Source organism: Inquilinus sp. 2KB_23 (assembly GCF_052115705.1).
Classification (GTDB): Bacteria; Pseudomonadota; Alphaproteobacteria; order DSM-16000; family Inquilinaceae; genus Inquilinus; species Inquilinus ginsengisoli_A.
Map to the genome: position 1 here is coordinate 50,588 of NZ_JBFRHF010000018.1, position 18,047 is coordinate 68,634.

General features: G+C 68.9%; 17 protein-coding genes and 1 riboswitch. Of the genes, 12 read left to right on the forward strand and 5 right to left on the reverse strand.

Translation table 11 applies throughout. The annotated features are described in order from the left end of the window. Positions 1-112: 112 nt before the first annotated feature. From AB4112_RS22335 to AB4112_RS22375, 9 genes are all read left to right on the forward strand, one after another. Complete coding sequence (locus tag AB4112_RS22335) at positions 113-1,612, forward strand: ABC transporter substrate-binding protein (RefSeq protein ID WP_309798614.1); 1,500 nt, start codon at positions 113-115, stop codon at positions 1,610-1,612. 172 nt (positions 1,613-1,784) lie between these two features. Next, positions 1,785-2,735: an ABC transporter permease gene (locus AB4112_RS22340; RefSeq protein ID WP_441723135.1), complete on the forward strand. Its 951-nt coding sequence runs from the start codon at positions 1,785-1,787 to the stop codon at positions 2,733-2,735. Next, positions 2,732-3,601, forward strand: a complete 870-nt coding sequence (locus AB4112_RS22345) for an ABC transporter permease (RefSeq protein ID WP_441723137.1) — start codon at positions 2,732-2,734, stop codon at positions 3,599-3,601. Before AB4112_RS22340 ends, AB4112_RS22345 begins: the two co-directional genes overlap by 4 nt. Next, the gene (locus tag AB4112_RS22350) at positions 3,598-4,113 is read left to right on the forward strand and encodes a GNAT family N-acetyltransferase (protein WP_441723139.1); all 516 of its coding nucleotides are present in this window, start codon (positions 3,598-3,600) and stop codon (positions 4,111-4,113) included. The genes AB4112_RS22345 and AB4112_RS22350 overlap by 4 nt, the downstream gene beginning before the upstream one ends. Then, positions 4,110-5,369, forward strand: a complete 1,260-nt coding sequence (locus AB4112_RS22355) for an aconitase X (protein ID WP_441723141.1) — start codon at positions 4,110-4,112, stop codon at positions 5,367-5,369. Before AB4112_RS22350 ends, AB4112_RS22355 begins: the two co-directional genes overlap by 4 nt. Next, complete coding sequence (locus AB4112_RS22360) at positions 5,362-5,808, forward strand: aconitase X swivel domain-containing protein (RefSeq protein WP_441723143.1); 447 nt, start codon at positions 5,362-5,364, stop codon at positions 5,806-5,808. Before AB4112_RS22355 ends, AB4112_RS22360 begins: the two co-directional genes overlap by 8 nt. 4 nt (positions 5,809-5,812) lie before the next feature. Further along, positions 5,813-6,169 carry a hypothetical protein gene (locus AB4112_RS22365; RefSeq protein ID WP_309798628.1) on the forward strand — a complete coding sequence of 119 codons (357 nt, stop codon included), beginning with the start codon at positions 5,813-5,815 and terminating at the stop codon, positions 6,167-6,169. A gap of 92 nt (positions 6,170-6,261) precedes the next feature. Further along, positions 6,262-6,338, forward strand: a riboswitch (SAM riboswitch). Positions 6,339-6,378: 40 nt separating this feature from the next. After that, positions 6,379-7,593: an O-succinylhomoserine sulfhydrylase gene (metZ, locus tag AB4112_RS22370; protein ID WP_309798630.1), complete on the forward strand. Its 1,215-nt coding sequence runs from the start codon at positions 6,379-6,381 to the stop codon at positions 7,591-7,593. Between the two features lie 151 nt (positions 7,594-7,744). Next, complete coding sequence (locus tag AB4112_RS22375; RefSeq protein WP_309798632.1) at positions 7,745-8,149, forward strand: SH3 domain-containing protein; 405 nt, start codon at positions 7,745-7,747, stop codon at positions 8,147-8,149. An 83-nt stretch (positions 8,150-8,232) separates the two neighbouring features. Here AB4112_RS22375 and AB4112_RS22380 read toward each other — a convergent pair whose 3' ends face one another. Beyond that, a complete protein-coding gene (locus tag AB4112_RS22380) occupies positions 8,233-9,951 on the reverse strand; it encodes a DUF4344 domain-containing metallopeptidase (RefSeq protein ID WP_441723146.1) in 1,719 nt (572 codons plus the stop codon). A gap of 138 nt (positions 9,952-10,089) precedes the next feature. On the opposite strand from AB4112_RS22380, the gene AB4112_RS22385 reads away from it, so the two are divergent. Then, positions 10,090-10,752: a hypothetical protein gene (locus tag AB4112_RS22385; RefSeq protein WP_309798636.1), complete on the forward strand. Its 663-nt coding sequence runs from the start codon at positions 10,090-10,092 to the stop codon at positions 10,750-10,752. A gap of 15 nt (positions 10,753-10,767) precedes the next feature. Here AB4112_RS22385 and AB4112_RS22390 read toward each other — a convergent pair whose 3' ends face one another. Then, on the reverse strand, positions 10,768-13,950 hold the full coding sequence (locus AB4112_RS22390; protein WP_309798638.1) for an efflux RND transporter permease subunit: 3,183 nt from the start codon (positions 13,948-13,950) through the stop codon (positions 10,768-10,770). 3 nt (positions 13,951-13,953) lie between these two features. Beyond that, entirely contained in the window at positions 13,954-15,195 is a 1,242-nt protein-coding gene (locus AB4112_RS22395) for an efflux RND transporter periplasmic adaptor subunit (RefSeq protein WP_309798640.1), read from the reverse strand. 186 nt (positions 15,196-15,381) lie between these two features. Here AB4112_RS22395 and AB4112_RS22400 point away from each other — a divergent pair, with 186 nt between their 5' ends. Next, positions 15,382-15,984, forward strand: coding sequence for a hypothetical protein (locus tag AB4112_RS22400; RefSeq protein WP_309798644.1), 603 nt, complete (start codon positions 15,382-15,384; stop codon positions 15,982-15,984). A 105-nt stretch (positions 15,985-16,089) separates the two neighbouring features. Continuing rightward, positions 16,090-16,749: a hypothetical protein gene (locus AB4112_RS22405; RefSeq protein WP_309798646.1), complete on the forward strand. Its 660-nt coding sequence runs from the start codon at positions 16,090-16,092 to the stop codon at positions 16,747-16,749. Here AB4112_RS22405 and AB4112_RS22410 read toward each other — a convergent pair whose 3' ends face one another. Together AB4112_RS22410 and AB4112_RS22415 are read right to left on the reverse strand one after the other, a co-directional pair. Next, positions 16,750-17,157: a DsrE/DsrF/DrsH-like family protein gene (locus tag AB4112_RS22410; RefSeq protein ID WP_441723149.1), complete on the reverse strand. Its 408-nt coding sequence runs from the start codon at positions 17,155-17,157 to the stop codon at positions 16,750-16,752. Continuing rightward, complete coding sequence (locus tag AB4112_RS22415; RefSeq protein WP_441723151.1) at positions 17,150-17,956, reverse strand: HesA/MoeB/ThiF family protein; 807 nt, start codon at positions 17,954-17,956, stop codon at positions 17,150-17,152. Before AB4112_RS22415 ends, AB4112_RS22410 begins: the two co-directional genes overlap by 8 nt. Between the last annotated feature and the right edge of the window lie 91 nt (positions 17,957-18,047).

Genomic DNA, 18,047 nt, shown 5'->3' on the forward strand with positions numbered 1-18,047 from the left:
ATAGCGCCGAAGGCGGGCGGCCTAGAAGAGGGAAGGTTCCCGGCGGGGCGTTGACCTTGCCGGGCGAACCCGCCTTACTGGCTCGAAATCAGCATTCGGGGGAGGCAGGGAAATGGGTCGGATGGTTCTGGCGGCCGTGGCCGCGGCGGCGATCATGGCGGTTCCGGCGGCGCGGGCGCAGACGCTGGAGATCGCGACCGACCAGTCGCCGGTCGGGCTGGACCCGCATGTCGCCACCTCCTTCGCCACGGTGCTGGTCAACAGCGTGATCTATGAGGGGCTGACCGGGGTCGACAAGGACCTCAAGGTGGTTCCCGACCTTGCCGAATCCTGGACCGTCTCGGCCGACGGGCTGACCTATGTCTTCACCCTGCGGCCGGGGGCGAAGTTCCATGACGGGTCGGCGGTGACGCCGGCCGACGTGGCCGCCAGCTTCGCCCGGGTGCGCGACCCCAAGACCGGCTCGCCCTATGCCAGCCGCATCGACATGGTGAAGGACGTGGCCGCCACCGGCGACCGCCAGGTGACGGTGACGCTGTCGACGCCCTCGGCGCCCTTCCTCGCCAACCTGCCGCAGATCTCGATCGTGCCGGCCGCGGCGGTGACCGGCGGGGTCGACCTGCAGCGCAAGCCGGACGGCACCGGCCCGTTCAAGCTGCAGGAATGGGTGCCGGACACCTATCTGCTGCTGGCCAAGAACGACGCCTATTGGCAGGCGGGGCTGCCGAAGCTGGCCGCGGTCAAGTTCAACATCGTGCCCGAAGCCTCGACCCGCCAGGTCGGCATCTCCGGCGGCACCTACCAAATGCTGCCGAATGTTGACCCGACCACGGCGGCGACGCTGGACGGCACGGCCGGCGTCACGCTGCTGGAAACGCCGGACCTGTCCTACACCCTGGTCGGCATGAACGTGTCGAAGCCGCCCTTCGACAACCCGAAGGTGCGCGAGGCACTGAACACCGCGATCGACCGGGCCCAGATCGTCCAGGCCGCCTATTTCGGCAAGGGCCAGCCGGGCGGGCCGCTGTCGCCGGCCCTGAAGGACTGGGCGGTGCCGGTCGCCGACTACCCCTGCTACGCCGCGGATCCGGAGAAGGCGAAGGCGCTGCTGGCCGAGGCGGGTATCGCCCTGCCGCTGAAGGCGGAGATGAAGGTGCTGGGGTCGAACCAGAACGTGGTCGACGTCGCGCAGGTGGTGCAGGCCCAGCTCAACGCCGCCGGCTTCGACATCGCCCTGAACGTGCAGGAGCAGGGCAGCTTCATCCAGGATTGGCGCAACTCCAACTTCCAGATCTTCGCCTCGGTCAATGGCGGCAGCGTTGACCCGGACGGCTACCTGTTCCGCACCTTCCACACCGCCGGGTCGACCAACGTGTTCAAGTATTCGGATGCGGCCGTGGACAAGCTGCTCGACGATGGCCGGACGACGCTGGATCCGGCGAAGCGCCGCGACATCTACGCCGATCTGCAGAAGCGCCTGGCCTGCGACGGGCCGATCGCGCATCTGGTCTATGGCCAGCTGTTCACCGCGGTGCGTGACGGCGTCACCGGCTACCAGATCGTCGGCAACCGCTCGACCCGCTCGCTGCGCCAGACGTCGCTGGCGCAGTGATGGGGTGGGGCAGTGAAGATGAAGGTGCGCGACCGTCCTTTCTTTGTCATGCCACGGCTTGACCGTGGCATCCAGGGGCGGCCAGAGCGGCTCTTGATGGCCCCTGGATTGCCCGGTCAAGCCGGGCAATGACAGGAATGAAAGCAATCCGCCGAGCTCAGGAGGCATCGCCGTGGCCCGCTTCCTGACTGGCCGGCTGGTCGACCTGCTGGTGGTGCTGTTCGGCGTCTCGATCGTCGCCTTCCTGATGATCCGGCTGATCCCGGGCGACGCGGTGCAGATCATGCTCGGCGCCAACAGCGAGGTGACGCCCGACCGGATCGAGGCGCTGCGCCAGCGCCTCGGCCTCGACCAGCCGATGGTGACCCAGTATCTCGGCTGGCTCGGCGGGCTGCTGACCGGCGATTTCGGCACCAGCCTGTGGACCGGGCGGCCGGTGCTGGGCGAGATCGGCGGGCGGATCGGCGTGACCATCGAAATCACGGTGCTGGCGCTGGCGGTCTCGGTGGCACTGGCCATCCCGGCCGGCTGCCTGATGGCCTATTTCCGAAACTCGGCCCGCGACTACCTGGTGCGGGTGATCACCATCGCCGGCGTCACCGTGCCGTCCTTCTGGCTCGGCGCGCTGCTGATCTACCTGTTCCACGGCGTCTTCCCGGCCTTCCCGGCGATCGGCTTCGTGCCGCTGGCCGACGACCCGGCCGGCAACCTGCAGCGCATGCTGCTGCCGACCATCGCGCTGGCCGTGCCGGTGCTGGCCTCGCTGTCGCGCATCGTCCGCTCCGCCATGCTCGACGCGCTGGGGCAGGACTACATCCGCACCGCCCGGGCCAAGGGCGTCAGCGAGCGGTCGGTGGTGTTCCACCACGCCTTCCGCAACGCCATGATCCCCTTCGTCACCGCGCTCGGCATCTCCGCCGGCTACCTGTTCGGCGGCGCCATCGTGGTCGAGCAGGTGTTTGCCCTGCCGGGCCTCGGCCGGCTGATGCTGGGCGCGATCGCGGAACGCAACTACCCGCTGATCCAGGCCGCCATCCTCTTGGTCACCGCCGGATTCGTGGTGATCAACTTCGTCACCGACCTGCTCTATGCGGTGCTCGACCCCAGGATCGGCCTGAGATGACCGCGCCCCTGCCCGAGACCCTGGCTCCGCCGTCGCGCCGCCGCATCGCCGCACCGCGCCATCCCCTGGTCTGGATCGGCGGGATCCTGGTTCTGCTGCAGGTCGGCGCGGCGGTGCTGGCGCCCTGGATCGCGCCGGACGACCCGCTGGCCCAGCATGTGATCCAGCGCATGAAGGGGCCGGGCGCGGCCGCCTGGCTCGGCACCGACCAGTTCGGCCGGGACGTGCTGTCGCGGATCCTCTACGGCTACCGCGCCTCGCTGGCCGCCGCCGCCAGCGCCGTGCTGCTGGCGCTGCTGGTCGGGGGCGGGCTGGGCGTGGCCGCGGCGCTGCGGGGCGGGCTGGTCGACCGCATCGGCATGCGGCTGATGGACATCCTGTTCGCCTTCCCGATCATCCTGCTGGCGATCGGCATCGTCGCGGTGCTGGGGCCGGGCGCGACCACCACCGCGCTGGCGATCGGCATCGTCTACGTCCCGGTCTTCGCCCGGCTGCTGCGCGGCCCGGCGCTGGTGATCGTCAGCAGCCAGTACGTGCTCGGCGCCCGCGCCATCGGCGCCGGCGAGGTGCGGATCCTGCACCGTCACGTGCTGCCGAACCTGGCCAGCGTCATCCTGGTCCAGGCCAGCCTGGCGCTGTCGACCGCGATCCTGGTTGAGGCCTCGCTGTCCTTCCTCGGCCTCGGCACCCAGCCGCCGACGCCGTCGCTGGGCCGGATGCTGGCGGAGGCGCGGAGCTACCTGCTGCTGAGCCCCTGGGATTCGATCTTCTCCGGCCTTGCCATCCTGTTGGCATCTTTCGGTTTCAACCTGCTCGGCGATGGGTTGCGCGACGCGCTCGACCCCAGGCTGCGGGGCAGCGAATGACGGATGCATCGGTGACGGCCAAGGCGGGGGTAACGTCCAAGGCAGAGGCTCTGACGATCCGGCCGCCGGTGGCGGCCGACCTGGCGGCGCTGGCCCAGGTGGCGTGGCGCAGCACCCGGGCCGCCTTCGCCCCGATCCTTCCGCCCGAGATCCTGGACCGCAAGCGGCCGGAGGATTTCGCCTGCCGCTTCGCCGCGCGCCTGGCCGATCTGCGCATCGCCGTCGCCGGCAAAGACGGGCCGCCGCTCGGCTTCTCGCTGATGACCGGCGCCCATCTCGACATGCTGTTCGTCGACCCGGCGGCGCAGGGCAGGGCGGTGGGATCGGCGCTGCTGGCCGACGCCGTGGCGCGCGGCTGCCGCACGCTGGAGAGTTTTGCCGACAACGACCGCGCCCGCCGCTTCTACGAGGCGCGCGGCTTCCACCTGTGCCGCGGCCACCGCCGGATCTATGAGGGTATCGAACTGCCCTTCGTGCTCTACGCGCTCGAACGGGACGGATGCCCGGCGTGACGGATCGCCTGGTCCTCTCGCAATCCGACCGGGCGATGCTGGACGGCGCCGAGGGCGATGCGGCGGCCCTGGCGATGCGGATCCTGTCGCGCGCCGCCGCCGTCATGGGCGCGACGGAGCTGATCGACGTCACCCGCGCCCATATCGACGGCTGCCTGTATCACGGCCGGGCCAGCCTGGACTTCGTCGACCGCCTGGTCGGTGCCGGCGGCAAGGTGCGCATTCCCACCACCCTCAATGTCGGCTCGCTCGACCTGATCCACCCCGAGCTGTTCCGCGGCGACGCGGCGCTGGGCACGGCCGGGCGGCGGCTGATGGAGGCGCATCTGGCGCTGGGCTGCGAGCCGACCTTCACCTGCGCCCCCTACCAGCACCACCATCGCCCGGGTCTGGGCGAACAGATCGCCTGGGCCGAATCCAACGCCATCGTCTTCGCCAATTCGGTGCTCGGCGCCCGCACCAACCGCTATGGCGACTTCGTCGACCTCTGCGCCGCGCTGACCGGCCGGGCGCCGCATGCCGGGCTGCATGTCGCGGCGAACCGGTTCGGCCAGGCGGTGTTCGAGCTGCCGGATCCGGCCGCGGTGGGCGTCGGCCGCGACATCTATTTCGCCCTGGCCGGGCTGGTGGTCGGCGGCGCCACCGGCGCGGCCATCCCGGTGCTGACCGGCCTGCCCGCCGACAGCACCGAGGACGAGCTGAAGGCGCTGGGCGCGGCCGCCGCCTCGGCCGGTGCGGTGGCGCTGTTCCACGCCGTCGGGGTGACGCCGGAGGCGCCCAGCCTCGCCGCGGCCCTGGGCGGCCGGGCGCCGCAGCGCACCGTGCGGGTCGAACCGGCCGAGCTGCTGGCGATGCGGCGCAAGCTCAGCGCGGCACAGAGCGGCGAGCGGCTGTCAGCCGTCTGCCTCGGCACGCCGCATTTCTCCGAAGCCGAGTTCGACACGCTGGGGCGGCTGCTGGATGCCCATCCCGGGCCGCTGCGCTGCGATTTCTACGTCAACACCAGCCGCTTCGTGCTGCAGGCGCTGGAGCGGTCCGGCCGCCTGGCGGCGCTGCAGGCGCGGGGCGTGCAGCTGGTGATCGACACCTGCACCTACATCACCCCGATCCTGCGCCAGGTCGGCGGGGTGGCGATGACCAATTCCGGCAAATGGGCCCATTACGCCCCGGCCAATATCGGCGTGCGCGTGGCCTATGGCAGCATGGCCGAATGCGTCGCCTCGGCCCGGCGCGGCACGGTGGTCTTCGATGACTGACCCGGTGATCCGCATCCCGGCCGCGACGGTCGAGGCCGGAGAGGCGCGGGGGCTGCCGCTGGCGTTGTCCGCGCCGCTCAGCTTCTGGGGCGGCTATGATTCCGCCAAGGGCGTGATCGTCGAGGAGAGCCACCCCGACCGCGGCACATCGCTGCGCGGCCGGGTGCTGCTGATGACGCGCGCCAAGGGCTCCAGCTCCAGCAGCAGCGTGCTGGCCGAGGCGATCCGCAACGGCACCGGGCCGGCCGCGATCGTGATGCTGGAGCGCGACCTGATCATCGCGCTGGGCGCCATCGTGGCGCGTGAGCTGTACGGCCTGGTGGTGCCGATCGCGGTGGTCGCGGCCGAGGACTGGCCGCGCCTGGTACAGGTGGGGGCCGAGCTGACGGTGCAGGCGGAGGAGGGCGGCACCGCTACCGTCTCGTGGCGCGGGGGATAGGACGATGAAGACATGGGGCGTGCTGGCCTTTATCGGCCTCGTGCTGACCGCGGCCGTCCTGTTCCTGCGGCATGACCTCCGGGGTTGGACGCCGGCCGACCCCGGCAATCCGGCCGCTATGGTCGAACCGGCGCTGCCGGGGGCGGCGGCCTTCGCGATCGGTGACTGCGTCCCAGGCACCGTCAGCCCCTGGGACACTCCCACCGCCGCGGAATACTCCGGCAGCGCGACGGTCACGGTGCTCACCTGCCGCAGCCGCTCGAGCGCCATGACGATCGGGCTGGCCTACCTCGCCGTGGCGGTCGCCGCGCTCGTCATCCTGGTCGCCGCGTGTCGGCGCAGGGAAAGGGCAGGCGCCTAGGTCTCGGGCTGCGTCCGGTCGCCGCAACGGTGTTCTGCGAAACGCATTGCCCGGGCGCCGATTTGCCGATAAGTCTTGGGTTCGCCGTCTTTCGGGACGGCCGTGGTGATTTGAGCCGACCGGCTTGCGGCCACGCTAATCTTCGCTAAAAGGTCGGTTGCGCGCAGATCCCGCACGCACCGCCTCCGGTCGAGTCGAGGAGTCGGTGAATGGATCGAGACCAAGCCCCGCAGCTGCCCGAAGACGAATTCGGACCGGAAACCGCGCTGATCCGCGGCGGCGTCCGACGAACGCCGTATGGCGAGACCTCCGAGGCGATCTTCCTGACCTCGGGCTTCGTCTACGAGTCCGCCGGCGCGGCCGAGGCGCGCTTCGCCGGGGACGAGCCGGGTTTCGTCTATTCGCGCTACGCCAACCCGACGCTGGAGGTGCTGGAGACGCGGCTGGCGCTGCTGGAAGGCGCCGAGGGCTGCCACGTCACCGCCAGCGGCATGTCGGCGGTGTTCACCGCCCTGTTCTGCCATCTGCGCGGGGGCGACCATGTGGTGGCCAGCCGGGCGCTGTTCGGGTCCTGCTTCTTCATCCTCAACGTCATCCTGCCGCGCTATGGCATCACCACCACCTTCGTCGACGGTGGCGACCTGGCGGCGTGGGAAGCGGCGATGCGGCCGAACACCCGGGCGGTGTTCCTGGAGACGCCGGCCAATCCGACGCTCGACATCGTCGACGTCGCTGCGGTGTCGAAGATCGCCCATGCCGGCGGCGCCCGCGTCTTCATCGACAACGTCTTCGCCACGCCGCTGGGCCAGAAGCCGCTCGAACTCGGCGCCGACGTGGTGATCTATTCCGCCACCAAGCACATCGACGGCCAGGGCCGGGTGCTGGGCGGCGCGGTGCTGTCGGACAAGAAGTTCCTGACCGACGACTTCCTGCCCTATTACCGGCACACCGGCCCGGCGATGTCGCCGTTCAACGCCTGGGTGCTGGTCAAGGGGCTGGAGACGCTGGGCCTGCGGGTCGAGCGCCAGGTCGCCAACGCCGACCGCCTGGCCCGGCTGGTCGAGGCGCATCCCGGCGCGAAGTCGGTGCGCTATCCCTGGCTGGAAAGCCATCCGCAGCACGCGCTGGCGCGGCGGCAGATGAAGAACGGCGGCACGCTGATCGCCTTCGACCTCGGCACCAAGGCCGCCGCCTTCGCCTTCCTCGACGCGCTGCGGCTGGTCGACATCTCGAACAACCTCGGCGACACCAAGTCGCTCGCCACCCACCCGACCACCACCACCCACCGGGCGATGGAGGCGGCGGACCGCGCCGCCATGGGCATCACCGAAGGGCTGGTGCGCCTGTCGGTCGGGCTGGAGGGGGTCGAGGATCTCGAGCGCGACCTGTCCCGCGGCCTGGACGCGGCCAAGCGAGCCGGTTGACCGGCCCGACTGCTGATTCGACTGGCCGGCCCAAAGGGCCGGGCGGGCAGGGTGAGGCAAGGCGCCGCGTCCGCAGTTCCCGGCGACCGGATCGGCGTCCTGCTGCGTTGTGACGAACGAAGGGGGATATCCCATCCCTGGAGTTCGAATGATGAGATGGAAGCTTGCCCTGGCCGCCGCTGCCGGGCTGGCCGTCGCCGCCCTGGCGGCGCCGGCGGCGAATGCGGCGCCTGGATACACGACAACCTCGCTCAGCCTGCGGGCCGGCCCCGGGCGGGACTACCCGGCGGTCCTGAGGTTGCGGCCCGGTACGCCGGTCGAGATCTTCGGCTGCCAGCGAGGCTGGGACTGGTGCGACATCGGCGTTGGGCCGGATCGTGGCTGGGTATCCGGACGCTTCCTGCAGGCCGATTTCCAGAGCCGCCGCCGTGGCCTGGTCGAGGTCGCCCCGCAGATCGGGGTGCCCTTGATCACGTTCGACTTCGGCCATTACTGGGGCGACCACTATCATGGTCGTCCCTGGTTCACCGATCATGACCGTTGGGGCCACCGGTAACCAGTCGCTACCCGTACCGATGAAAAGGGCGGCTCCTGCGGGAGCCGCCCTTGCATGGACAGTAGGACTGTCGGGCTGGGGATCTACTTCCCCAGCGTCTTGTACGGGTCTTCCGGCTCAGCCTCCTGCTGGGGCTGCGCTTCGGCCGTGTCGCCCTGGACGCCCGAGGCGAAATGCGGGATCAGCAGGGTGCTCCAGGCTTCGAAGATCTTGACGGTCTCGGCGCGGCAGCGCCCCGCCCGCGCCTCGGGCAGCAGTCCGTTCTGCACGATCTCGGCATACCGTTCCGGGTCCCGCCCGTACAGGATGCACAGCAGGTTGAAGTAGCGCTGCTCGCTCAGCGAATGCTCGTCGGCGTAGCGCGCCATGCCGTCGTCCTGGCCCCCGCCACCCTGGAGCGAAAACCACAGCGCGACCAGCTTGAGGTTGGCGACGACCTGGTCCGTCGATTCCTGGTCCCAGTTGTTCAGCATGATCACCACCGCCGCCAGCTGGTCGACCGCGTCCTCCTCCCGACCCGTCGAAGGCAGGGCCAGGATGTCGATCAGCGCGTGACCGGTCTCGTGCAGCATGATGAAGCGGAGATTCTGCTTCACATAGGCGGTCTGGAAGTCGGAGCCGCCGCCGGTCTTCTTGGCCAGGGCATGGCCTTCCCGCACCAGGGAATCCACCATCTCGTAGCACAGCACGATGGCCGAATTGTCGGGTGAGTAGAAGGCGTTCACCGTCCCGCATTCGCCGGCGACGAACTGCAGCGGGCGCGGCATCTTGAACATGCCGTCCATGGCGCTGATCTCGGGGATCTGCCGCAGGGCGTCGGTCTCTTTCACGAACTCGTAGGCGCGCTGCAGCTCCGGGCTTTTCGGCGGCTGGTAGTCATAGGTGAACACGGTCCCGCCCTTCCGGGGGTCCGTGGCCCCGGCAGCCTGCCCGCTCCCCTGGCCCTCGGCAGGCTGCTGTCGGGGGGCCGACCCGCCGGACTGCGAGGTTCGCTCGGTTCCGCGCTTCTGATCCTCGTTCTGCAGCAGGGCCTGCAGGGTCGGATAGGTCGGGTCTTCCTGCGGCTCGTCGTAACCGAACGGATAGAAGCTGTTCGAGATCATGACCGAGATCGGACCCATGTCCTTGTCGCGATCGCCTTCCCAGATCAGGTCGTAGCCGCGGATTTCGGAGCCGCGCTGCTCATAGCGGGCGTAGAATTTGCCTGTGCCCCGATTGCCGCTGATGATGAACAGATCGGTTTTCTTGAAGTTGTAGGTGACCTGCGACTTCTCATCATTGGCGAGGGAATTGTACAGGTTGTCGATCTGGCCCGGCTTGATGTCGGTCAGCCGGAGGGTCATCAGCGAAATGCCGCCGTCCGAACTGTCCAGCAGCAGCCCGCCATTGTCGGAATCCTGACGTTTCACCAGCAGCTTGGAAGGATAGGACAGAGTGATCTTGCTTCTGGAGTCGGACAGATCCTCCCAGCCCAGGCTGTCCCGGATCGAAAGCGCGACGCCGGCGAGCTTGAGGGCCTGGGGCCCGTCGATATGGCCGGTGGGCGTTGCGTCGTTCTCCTGCTGCCACCGCCAGATCGCGTCCCGGGTGCCGCGGGCGAAGGCCCCGTCCGCCCAGCCATTGTAGAAGCCGAGCCAGATCAGGCCTTCCTGCAGCAGCTTCTTCTCATGCACATTCAGCAGGTCTTCCAGGGCCGCGGGATCGGTCGGGGCGGCATAGGGGTTCGATGTGCCGGTGGTCTGGGCGACGCCGGGCGACACCCACCCGATCAGAGCGCAGAGAACCAGGGCGGCGATCGCCACCGGTCTCATGATCCTGCCGCCCCGCTCCGATCCGGTTCTTGCCATTTCCCACTCCCGAGACCCCATGACTGGCCTGATATTATATGAATTTGTCGGGAATCGGGCTGTCTCTCGAACGGGTTAGCCCTGCGTCGGGGCATGGTTGCCTTCAGCGCCACCTCGACATCCAGGTCCGCTTCTGGCGCAATCGATCTGGATCAAGAGCGGGCGGCGGTCGATCGGATCATGTCGAAGCTTTCCCATTGCGTCGAAGGGGAGTGGATCGAACATTCCCATCCGCCGATACTCGAACTGCGAGAGGCCGAGGATGGGCCGCCCCGCCTGACCGCTACCGCGCCGGGCGGCGATCCGACGATTTTTCGATCGCTGGTTGGCTGTCTGATGCCGCCCTTGCTGCTTTACGTTCTGCATACGCCGCGGGGCGAGGGCGAAACCGGTCGCTATATGAGTCCCGACATCTCGCAGGACCAGTTCCGCGATTTCCTGGAACGCTTTGGTGACTATCTCCGGAACGATAGCCGCTTTGATCTCTGGGTCCGCTCTGCGGATGACAAGGCGACGGTGGTCTGGGACCGGCACAACCTGATCTGGGCCTACGGCCCCACCGACCGTTTCGTGACAGTGCTGCGCGGGTTGGGATTCCGAGAGGGCAGGCCAGGGGTAGATTTCGAGCACGAGCACCACTATCGCGCGGCCTTCGACGGCGACGCGAAAGCGCTGCTCGAAGCTTTCGACTGGTACCGCACCCCATTGCGTCCGGAAGACGAACAGTGGCCCAAGAAGGAAGAGGGCGGCTCCTGAGGGAGCCGCCCTTCATTATTCCGCGGGCGCCGCCGGCGTCTCGGCCGGGGGCTTGGGCGCGATCGACCCGCCCAGCAGCTTCTCATGCACCCATTCGCGGACGCGCTGCAGCGTGACGTACAGCATCGGGATCAGGAAGATGCCGATCGCCGAGGCCGCGATCATGCCGCCGAACACCGAGGTGCCGACGCCGCGCCGGCTGGCCGAGGCGGCGCCCACCGCCGTCACCAGCGGCACCAGGCTGAGGATGAAGGCGAAGCTGGTCATCATCACCGGCCGGAACCGCAGCTTGGCGCCCTGGATCGCGGCGTCGGTGATCGACAGGCCCTCCTCGCGCTTGGCCTTGGCGAACTCCACGATCAGGATGCCGTTCTTGCTGGCCAGGGCGATCAGCACGATGATGCCGATCTGGGCGTAGATGTCGCTCGACAGCCCCGCGATCCACAGCGCCGCCAGCCCGCCGACGATGCCGACCGTGACCGACAGCAGCACGCCGATCGGGATCGACCAGCTCTCGTACAGCGCCACCAGGAACAGATAGGCGAACAGCACGGCGAGGCCGAGGATGAAGCCAGTCTGGCCGGCCGCCTCAAGTTCCTGCAGCGCGGTGCCGGTCCATTCGAAGCCGTAGCCCGGCGGCAGGGTTTGGGCCGAGACCCGGCTCATCGCCGCCAGCGCGTCACCGGAGCTGGCGCCGGGTGCCGCGCTGCCGAGGATGCTGACCGACCGGTAGTTGTTGTAGCGGGTGATGAACAGCGGCCCGAGCTGCAGCTGGGCCTCGACCAGCGACCGCATCGGCACCATCTGGCCGGAACTCGACCGGACATAGATGCGGTAGATGTCGTCGACCGTGCGCCGGTCCTTCGCCTCGCCCTGGGCGATCACCTGCCAGGTGCGGCCGAACAGGTTGAAGTCGTTGATGTAGGCCCCGCCCAGCGTCGCCTGCAGCGCGTTGAAGATGTCGCTGACCAGCACGCCCAGGGTCTGCGCCTTCTCGCGGTCCAGGTTCAGGTAGATCTGCGGCGTGTTGGCGTTGAAGGTGGTGAACACCTGGGCCAGCCCCGGCGTCTGGTTGGCCGCCACCACCAGGCCCTGGGCCACCGCCGCCAGCTCGTTCGGGGTTTTGCCCTCGAGGTCCTCGAGCTGGTACTGGAAGCCGCCGGAGGACCCCAGGCCGATGATCGGCGGCAGATTCAGGGGGATCACCAGGGCGTCGCGGACGCCGGCGGTGCGCACCGCCACCTGCCGGATCACGTCGAACACGGTGATGCCCTGCGCGGTCCGCTCCTCGAAGGGCTTGAGGGCGACCACCAGGAAGCCGGCATTGGGCTCGGCCAGACCGTCGATGAAGCTGCGGCCGATGATGCCGGTGATGTCGCCGACGCCGGGGATGTCCTTGACCAGATCCTCGACCTGCTGCACCGACTGGGTGGTGCGGCTGACCGAGGCGGCGGGCGGCAGCTTGATCTCGATGAAGAACAGGCCTTGGTCCTCTTCCGGCAGGAAGCCGGTCGGGGTCACCGAGTTGAGGACATAGGCGAGGCCGCCGAAGCCGGCCACCAGCAGCACCGACAGCACGGCCACGCGGACCAGCCGGGTGACGATCCAGGCATAGCCGTCGCGCACCTTGTCGATGCCGGCGGACATCCTGGCCATCGCCCGGCCGTACAGCCCCTTGCTGTGCCCCGGCTGGTGCGGCTTCAGGAAGATGCTGCACAGCGCCGGGCTCAGCGTCAGCGCGTTCAGCGCCGAGATCAGCATCGCCACCGAGACGGTGACGGCGAACTGCGAATACAGCTCGCCGGTGATGCCGGGGATGAAGCCGACCGGTACGAAGACGGCCAGCAGCACCATGGTGATGGCGAGGATCGGCGCGGTGATCTCGCGCATCGCCAGCTTGGTCGCCTCCTTGGCCGGCAGGCCGGTCTCCTCCATCACCCGTTCGACGTTCTCGATCACCACGATGGCGTCGTCGACGACGATGCCGATGGCCAGGATCATGGCGAAGAGCGAGATGGTGTTGGCCGAGAACCCCATCGCCAGCAGCACGGCGAAGGTGCCGATCAGGGACACCGGCACGGCGATCGTCGGGATGATCGTGGCGCGCAGGTTGCCGAGGAAGATGAAGACGACGATCACCACCAGGACGAAGGCCTCGGCCAGGGTCTTGATGACCTCGTCGATGGTCTGGCTGACGAAGACCGTGGTGTCGTAGGTGATCTTGTAGTCGACGCCCTGCGGGAAGCGCTGCTTCAGCGCCTCCATCGCCTTGCGCACGCCGGCGGCGGCGTCGACGGCGTTGGAGCCGGGCGACTGGTAGACGCCGATGACCGCGGCCGGCGCGCCGTTCAGCCGGCCCACCGTGTCGTAGGATTGGGCGTTCAGCTCCAGCCGCGCGACGTCGCGCAGGCGCACCACCGACCCGTCGGGGTTGGCGCGCAGGATGATGTTCTCGAACTGCTTTGGGTCGGTCAGCCGGCCCAGCGTCTGCAGGTTGATCTGGATCTGCTGGTCGTCCGGCATCGGCTGGGCGCCGATGCGACCGACCGCCGCCTGGATGTTCTGGCTCTGGACCGCCTTGATGATGTCGTTCGGGGTCAGGCTGAAGCTGGTCAGCGAGTCCGTGTTGTACCAGATCCGCATCGCGTAGTTCTGGGTGCCGAACAGCGACGCCTGGCCGACGCCGGACACCCGGGCCAGGGTATCGACCAGGTTGATGATGGCGTAGTTGTTCAGGAACAGGTCGTCCTGGGTCTTGTCGGGCGAATACAGCGTCACGAGCTGCAGGATCGCCGAGGACTGCTTCTTCACCGTCAGGCCCTGGGCCGTGACCTCGGCCGGCAGCTTCGGCTCGGCCAGGGCGACGCGGTTCTGGACGTTGACGGTGTTGATGTCGGGGTTGGTGCCGACGGCGAAGCTGATGTTCAGCGAATAGGAGCCGTCGCTGCCGCTGGTCGACGACATGTACAGCATGTTGTCGACGCCGTTGACCTGGGCCTCGATCGGCTGGGCCACGGTGGCTTCGACGGTGTCGGCGCTGGCGCCGGGATAGGCGCCGCTGACCGAGACCTGCGGCGGCACGATGTCGGGAAACTGGGCGATCGGGATCGCGCTCATCGCGATCAACCCGGCCAGGGTGATGACGATGGCGATGACGATCGCGAAGCGGGGCCGATCGACGAAGATCGAGGACAGCATGGATCAGTTCCCCGCCGGCTTGGCCGGCGCGGCTGGGGCGGCAGCCGGTGCTGGGGTTGGGGCTGTCGCCGCGCCCTTGGCGCCGGCGGTCTGGTCGGTCGGCGTGTCCACCACCGGCGCCGGGTTCACCACTTGGCCGGGACGCACCTTCTGCACTCCGTCGACGATGACCACGTCGCCATCCTTCAGCCCCTCCGTCACCACCACGTCGGCGCCCTGGGTCGAGCCGGTGGTGACATGGCGGGTGGCGGCCTTGTTGCTCTCGCCGACCACCAGAACGTAGTTGCCGCTCTGGTCGCTCAGGATGGCGCGCTGCGGGATCGCCAGCGCCTCGACCGGGTCCTTGGGTCCCGCCGTCACCCGGGCGTACTGGCCGTCGATCAGCAGCCGCTCGGGGTTGGGGAATTCCGCCCGCACGTTCAGCGTGTCGGTGTTCTGGTCGACCTTGACGTCGGTGAAGTTGATCTTGCCGTCATGGCCGTAATCCGACCCGTTCGCCAGGGTCAGCTTGACCACCACGTCCTCGGGCGCCACGCCGCCTTTGCCGGCGCGGGCCTGGACGTCGAGGATGAAGCGGTCGCTGACCGGGAAGGTGACGTAGATCGGGTCCTGGCTGACGATGGTGGCCAGGGCACCGGTGCTCGGCCCCACCAACGCGCCGACGCTGTAGGTGGAGATGCCGACCCGGCCGTCGAAGGGCGCGGCGATCTGGGTGTAGCCGAGGTTGATCTGCGCCTGCTCCAGCGCCGCCTGGTTCTGCTGCACCGCCGCGGCGGACGATTTCTCGGTCGCCACGCGGTCGTCCAGCGTGGCCTGGGAGACGTTCTGGTTCTTGACCAGCTCGCGGGCGCGGTCGGCCTGGACCTTGGCGTTGTCGGCAGTGGCCTGGGCGCTGGCGAGGTTGGCCTGGGCCTGGTCGACCGCGGCCTGGTAGGTGTCCTTCTCCAACACGAACAGAAGGTCGCCGGCCTTCACCTCCTGGCCTTCGGTGTAGTTGCGCTGCTTCAGGAAGCCCTCGACCCGGGCCACCAGGTCGACCTTGTTGATCGCCTGGACCCGGCCGATGAAACTGGTGCCCTCGGTCACCGGCCGCTTGGCCGCGGTGACGACGCCGACCGCCGGGGGCGGCATCTGCGGCGCCCCGGTCTGCTTGTCGCCCGACTCGTTGCAGGCGCCGAGCAGGAGAAGGCCCAGGGATGCGGCGAGAAGCCCGCGATACTGCCGTGTTGTCCGGGATCCCGACATGACTGGCCTGTCTCCTTGGGCTCTGGTTCGGCGGCGCCGCCTATGCAGTATTCCGAACAGTATTCCACATGATTCGCACAGCTTTCCCGCACGGTATCACTCTTTTGGCCCGGGCGAAGCGCCTGGTTGCGGAACAGTCGGGCCGGCCGCGGGTTGATGGATGAACGAGATCTGGGGAGACGTGCGATGAGACTTCGGCCGAGCCTGGTCGCGATGGCGGTCATGGCCGCCGCGGCAAGTGCCCAGGCGCAGGGGCTGCTGAACCAGCCGGGGCTGCCGCCGACGGTCCAGCCCTCGACCCCGACTCCTGCGCAGCCGCTCATCGCGCCCGGGCTGCCGTCCCGGCCGGAGCCGCAGCTGACGGCTCCGGCGGCGCCGGCCGCCAATCTGGGCGGGCAGGAAGGGCCCGGCCGCATCATCCAGCTGGATCAGCGCCAGGTCCATCCGAACGGCGTGGTGGTGACGCTGACCAGCATCACGTTCAGGGCCGACAGCATCGTGGTCGCGGCCAGCATCCTCAATCCGTCCGGCCGGGCCGCCTGGCTCAACCGCAATGGCACCCTGTCGCTGGCGGACGACCTCGGCCGCAGCTACCGGTTCGTGCCGCCCACCGACAATCCGGAAGTGCAGATCGCCCCGCAATCGCAGGTCTCGGCCAGCTTCGTCTTCGTCGGGCCGATCGACGCCGAAGCCCGGTCGGTGCAGCTGGCGACCAACGGGCAGATCGGCAGCCGGGTCGACCGGCTGACCGCGGCCCCCCTGTTCCTGTTCCGGATGCCGGTGTCCTAGACGCGGCGGCTGCGCGCGCGACGGCGTCCATCGGTCGGATGACGGTGGGCTCACCCGATTCGCCAAATTGCGAGTGCCGGTCACGGCGGCGGAGATTGGGTCGCTATGACCGATTTCGCCTGCCGCGGAGGACAATCCCGGATCACGAGGATGCCGCTGGGTGCCGCCGCGATGCTAGCTGCCGTTCTGGCGAGCTCGGCATGGGCGCAGCCTTCACCCGAGGTTTCGATCCCGGAATTCCATACGCTCGGAACCCCGACCCCGACATACCCTATCGTCAAGCCGGGGCTGCCGCCGCCGGAACCCAGGATCGGGCAGCCGGCGCCGGCCGCCCCGCCGGTCGATCCGGCCGGGACCGTCGCAACGCGCGTGCAGCAGCGGAAGACGCATCCGAACGGCGTGACGATTTCGGTCGAGACCATAACGTACCTGCCGCGGAGCGTCGTGGTCGAGATCGAGATCTTCAACCCGGCTGCGGCGCGCAACCTGCTCAACCCATCAGGCAGCCTGCAACTGTTCGACGATCTCGGCGGCGCCTATTCCTTCCTGCCACCGATCGACAACCCGGAGATCTGGATTCCGCCGGCCTCGCATCTCGCGGGAAAGCTGGTCTTTGTCGGCGGGATCGATCGGCGGGCGCGGTGGCTGCGGCTGTCGATCAACCGCGCGCTCGGCAGCCCGACCGACCGGATGACCGACATACCCTCGTTCCAGTTCAGCCTTCCGGTGAACCTGCGATCTTGGACCGGTGCCCCTTCCCGATGATCAGACGAACAGCAGCTGGCTGTCGCGCGGCGTCTCGGCCAGGAGGGTGACGACGCCGGCGATCTGGGCCGGGACGGCGAGGTCAGCGGCGGCGAGGCCGAGTGCGCGCAAGCCCATCTCGCAGGCGATGAAGCGCACCCCCAGGGCCCGGCAGGCGTCCAGCAGCTCGGCGAAGGTGGCGACCCGGCGGGCGGCGAAATCGGCCTCCCGCGCCTCGGCGTCGCCGTCCAGCCGCCGCCAGCCCTCGGGCAGCAGCGCCCGCAGCGCCTGGCCGGTGAAGAACAGGGTGGCGGGCCGGTTGGTTGCCACCGCGGCGCTGGCCAGCACCAGAGCGTAGTGCACCCGGTCGAAGCGGCCGTCGAACACCACGATCGACAGCGCGCCGATGCCGGCCGGGCCGTCAGTCATGGGCCGTGCCATGGTGATGCGCCAGGTCGGTCAGCGTGGGATGGTCGCCGCACAGCGGGCAGCCCGGGTCGCGCGGCAGGGCGATCTCGCGCAGCCGCGCCTCCAGCGCGTCATACAGCAGCAGCCGGCCGGACAGGCCCTCGCCGATGCCCAGGATCTCCTTGATCGTCTCGATCGCCTGCATCGACCCCAGCACGCCGGGCAGGGCGCCGAACACCCCGGCCTCCGAACAGGTCGGCACCGTGCCCGGCTCGGGCGGCGCCGGGAACAGGCAGCGATAGCAGGGGTGCGGGTCGCCGAGATGCGCCTTGAAGGTCGACAGCTGCGCCTCGAAGCGCAGCATCGCCGCCGAGACCAGCGGCCGCCCCGCGAGGTAGCAGGCGTCGTTCAGCAGGTAGCGGGTGGCGAAGTTGTCGCTGCCGTCGACCACGATGTCGAAGGCGCCGATGCGGTCCAGCGCCGTGGCCGCGGTCAGCCGGTCGGCGAAGCGTTCGACCTGCACCTCGGGGTTCAGCGCCTGCAGCCGGACGATGGCGCTGTCGACCTTGAGCTGGCCCAGCGTCGTGGTGTCGTGCACCACCTGGCGCTGCAGGTTGCTCAGTTCGACCACGTCGTCGTCATGGATGCCGATGGTGCCGATGCCGGCGGCGGCGAGGTAGAGCAGGAGAGGGGAGCCGAGGCCGCCGGCGCCGATCACCAGCACACGGGCGGAGAGCAGCTTCTGCTGGCCCTTGCCGCCGACCTCGGGCAGCAGGATGTGCCGCGCATAGCGCTTGATCTGGGCGTCGGTAAAGCTCATCGCCGCAGAATAGCGGCGTCTATCATGATCCGCGAGCCCGTTGCGCTGCGGCGTGTCGACCGGCTGGGGCCTTATGGCACGCGCGAAGGCG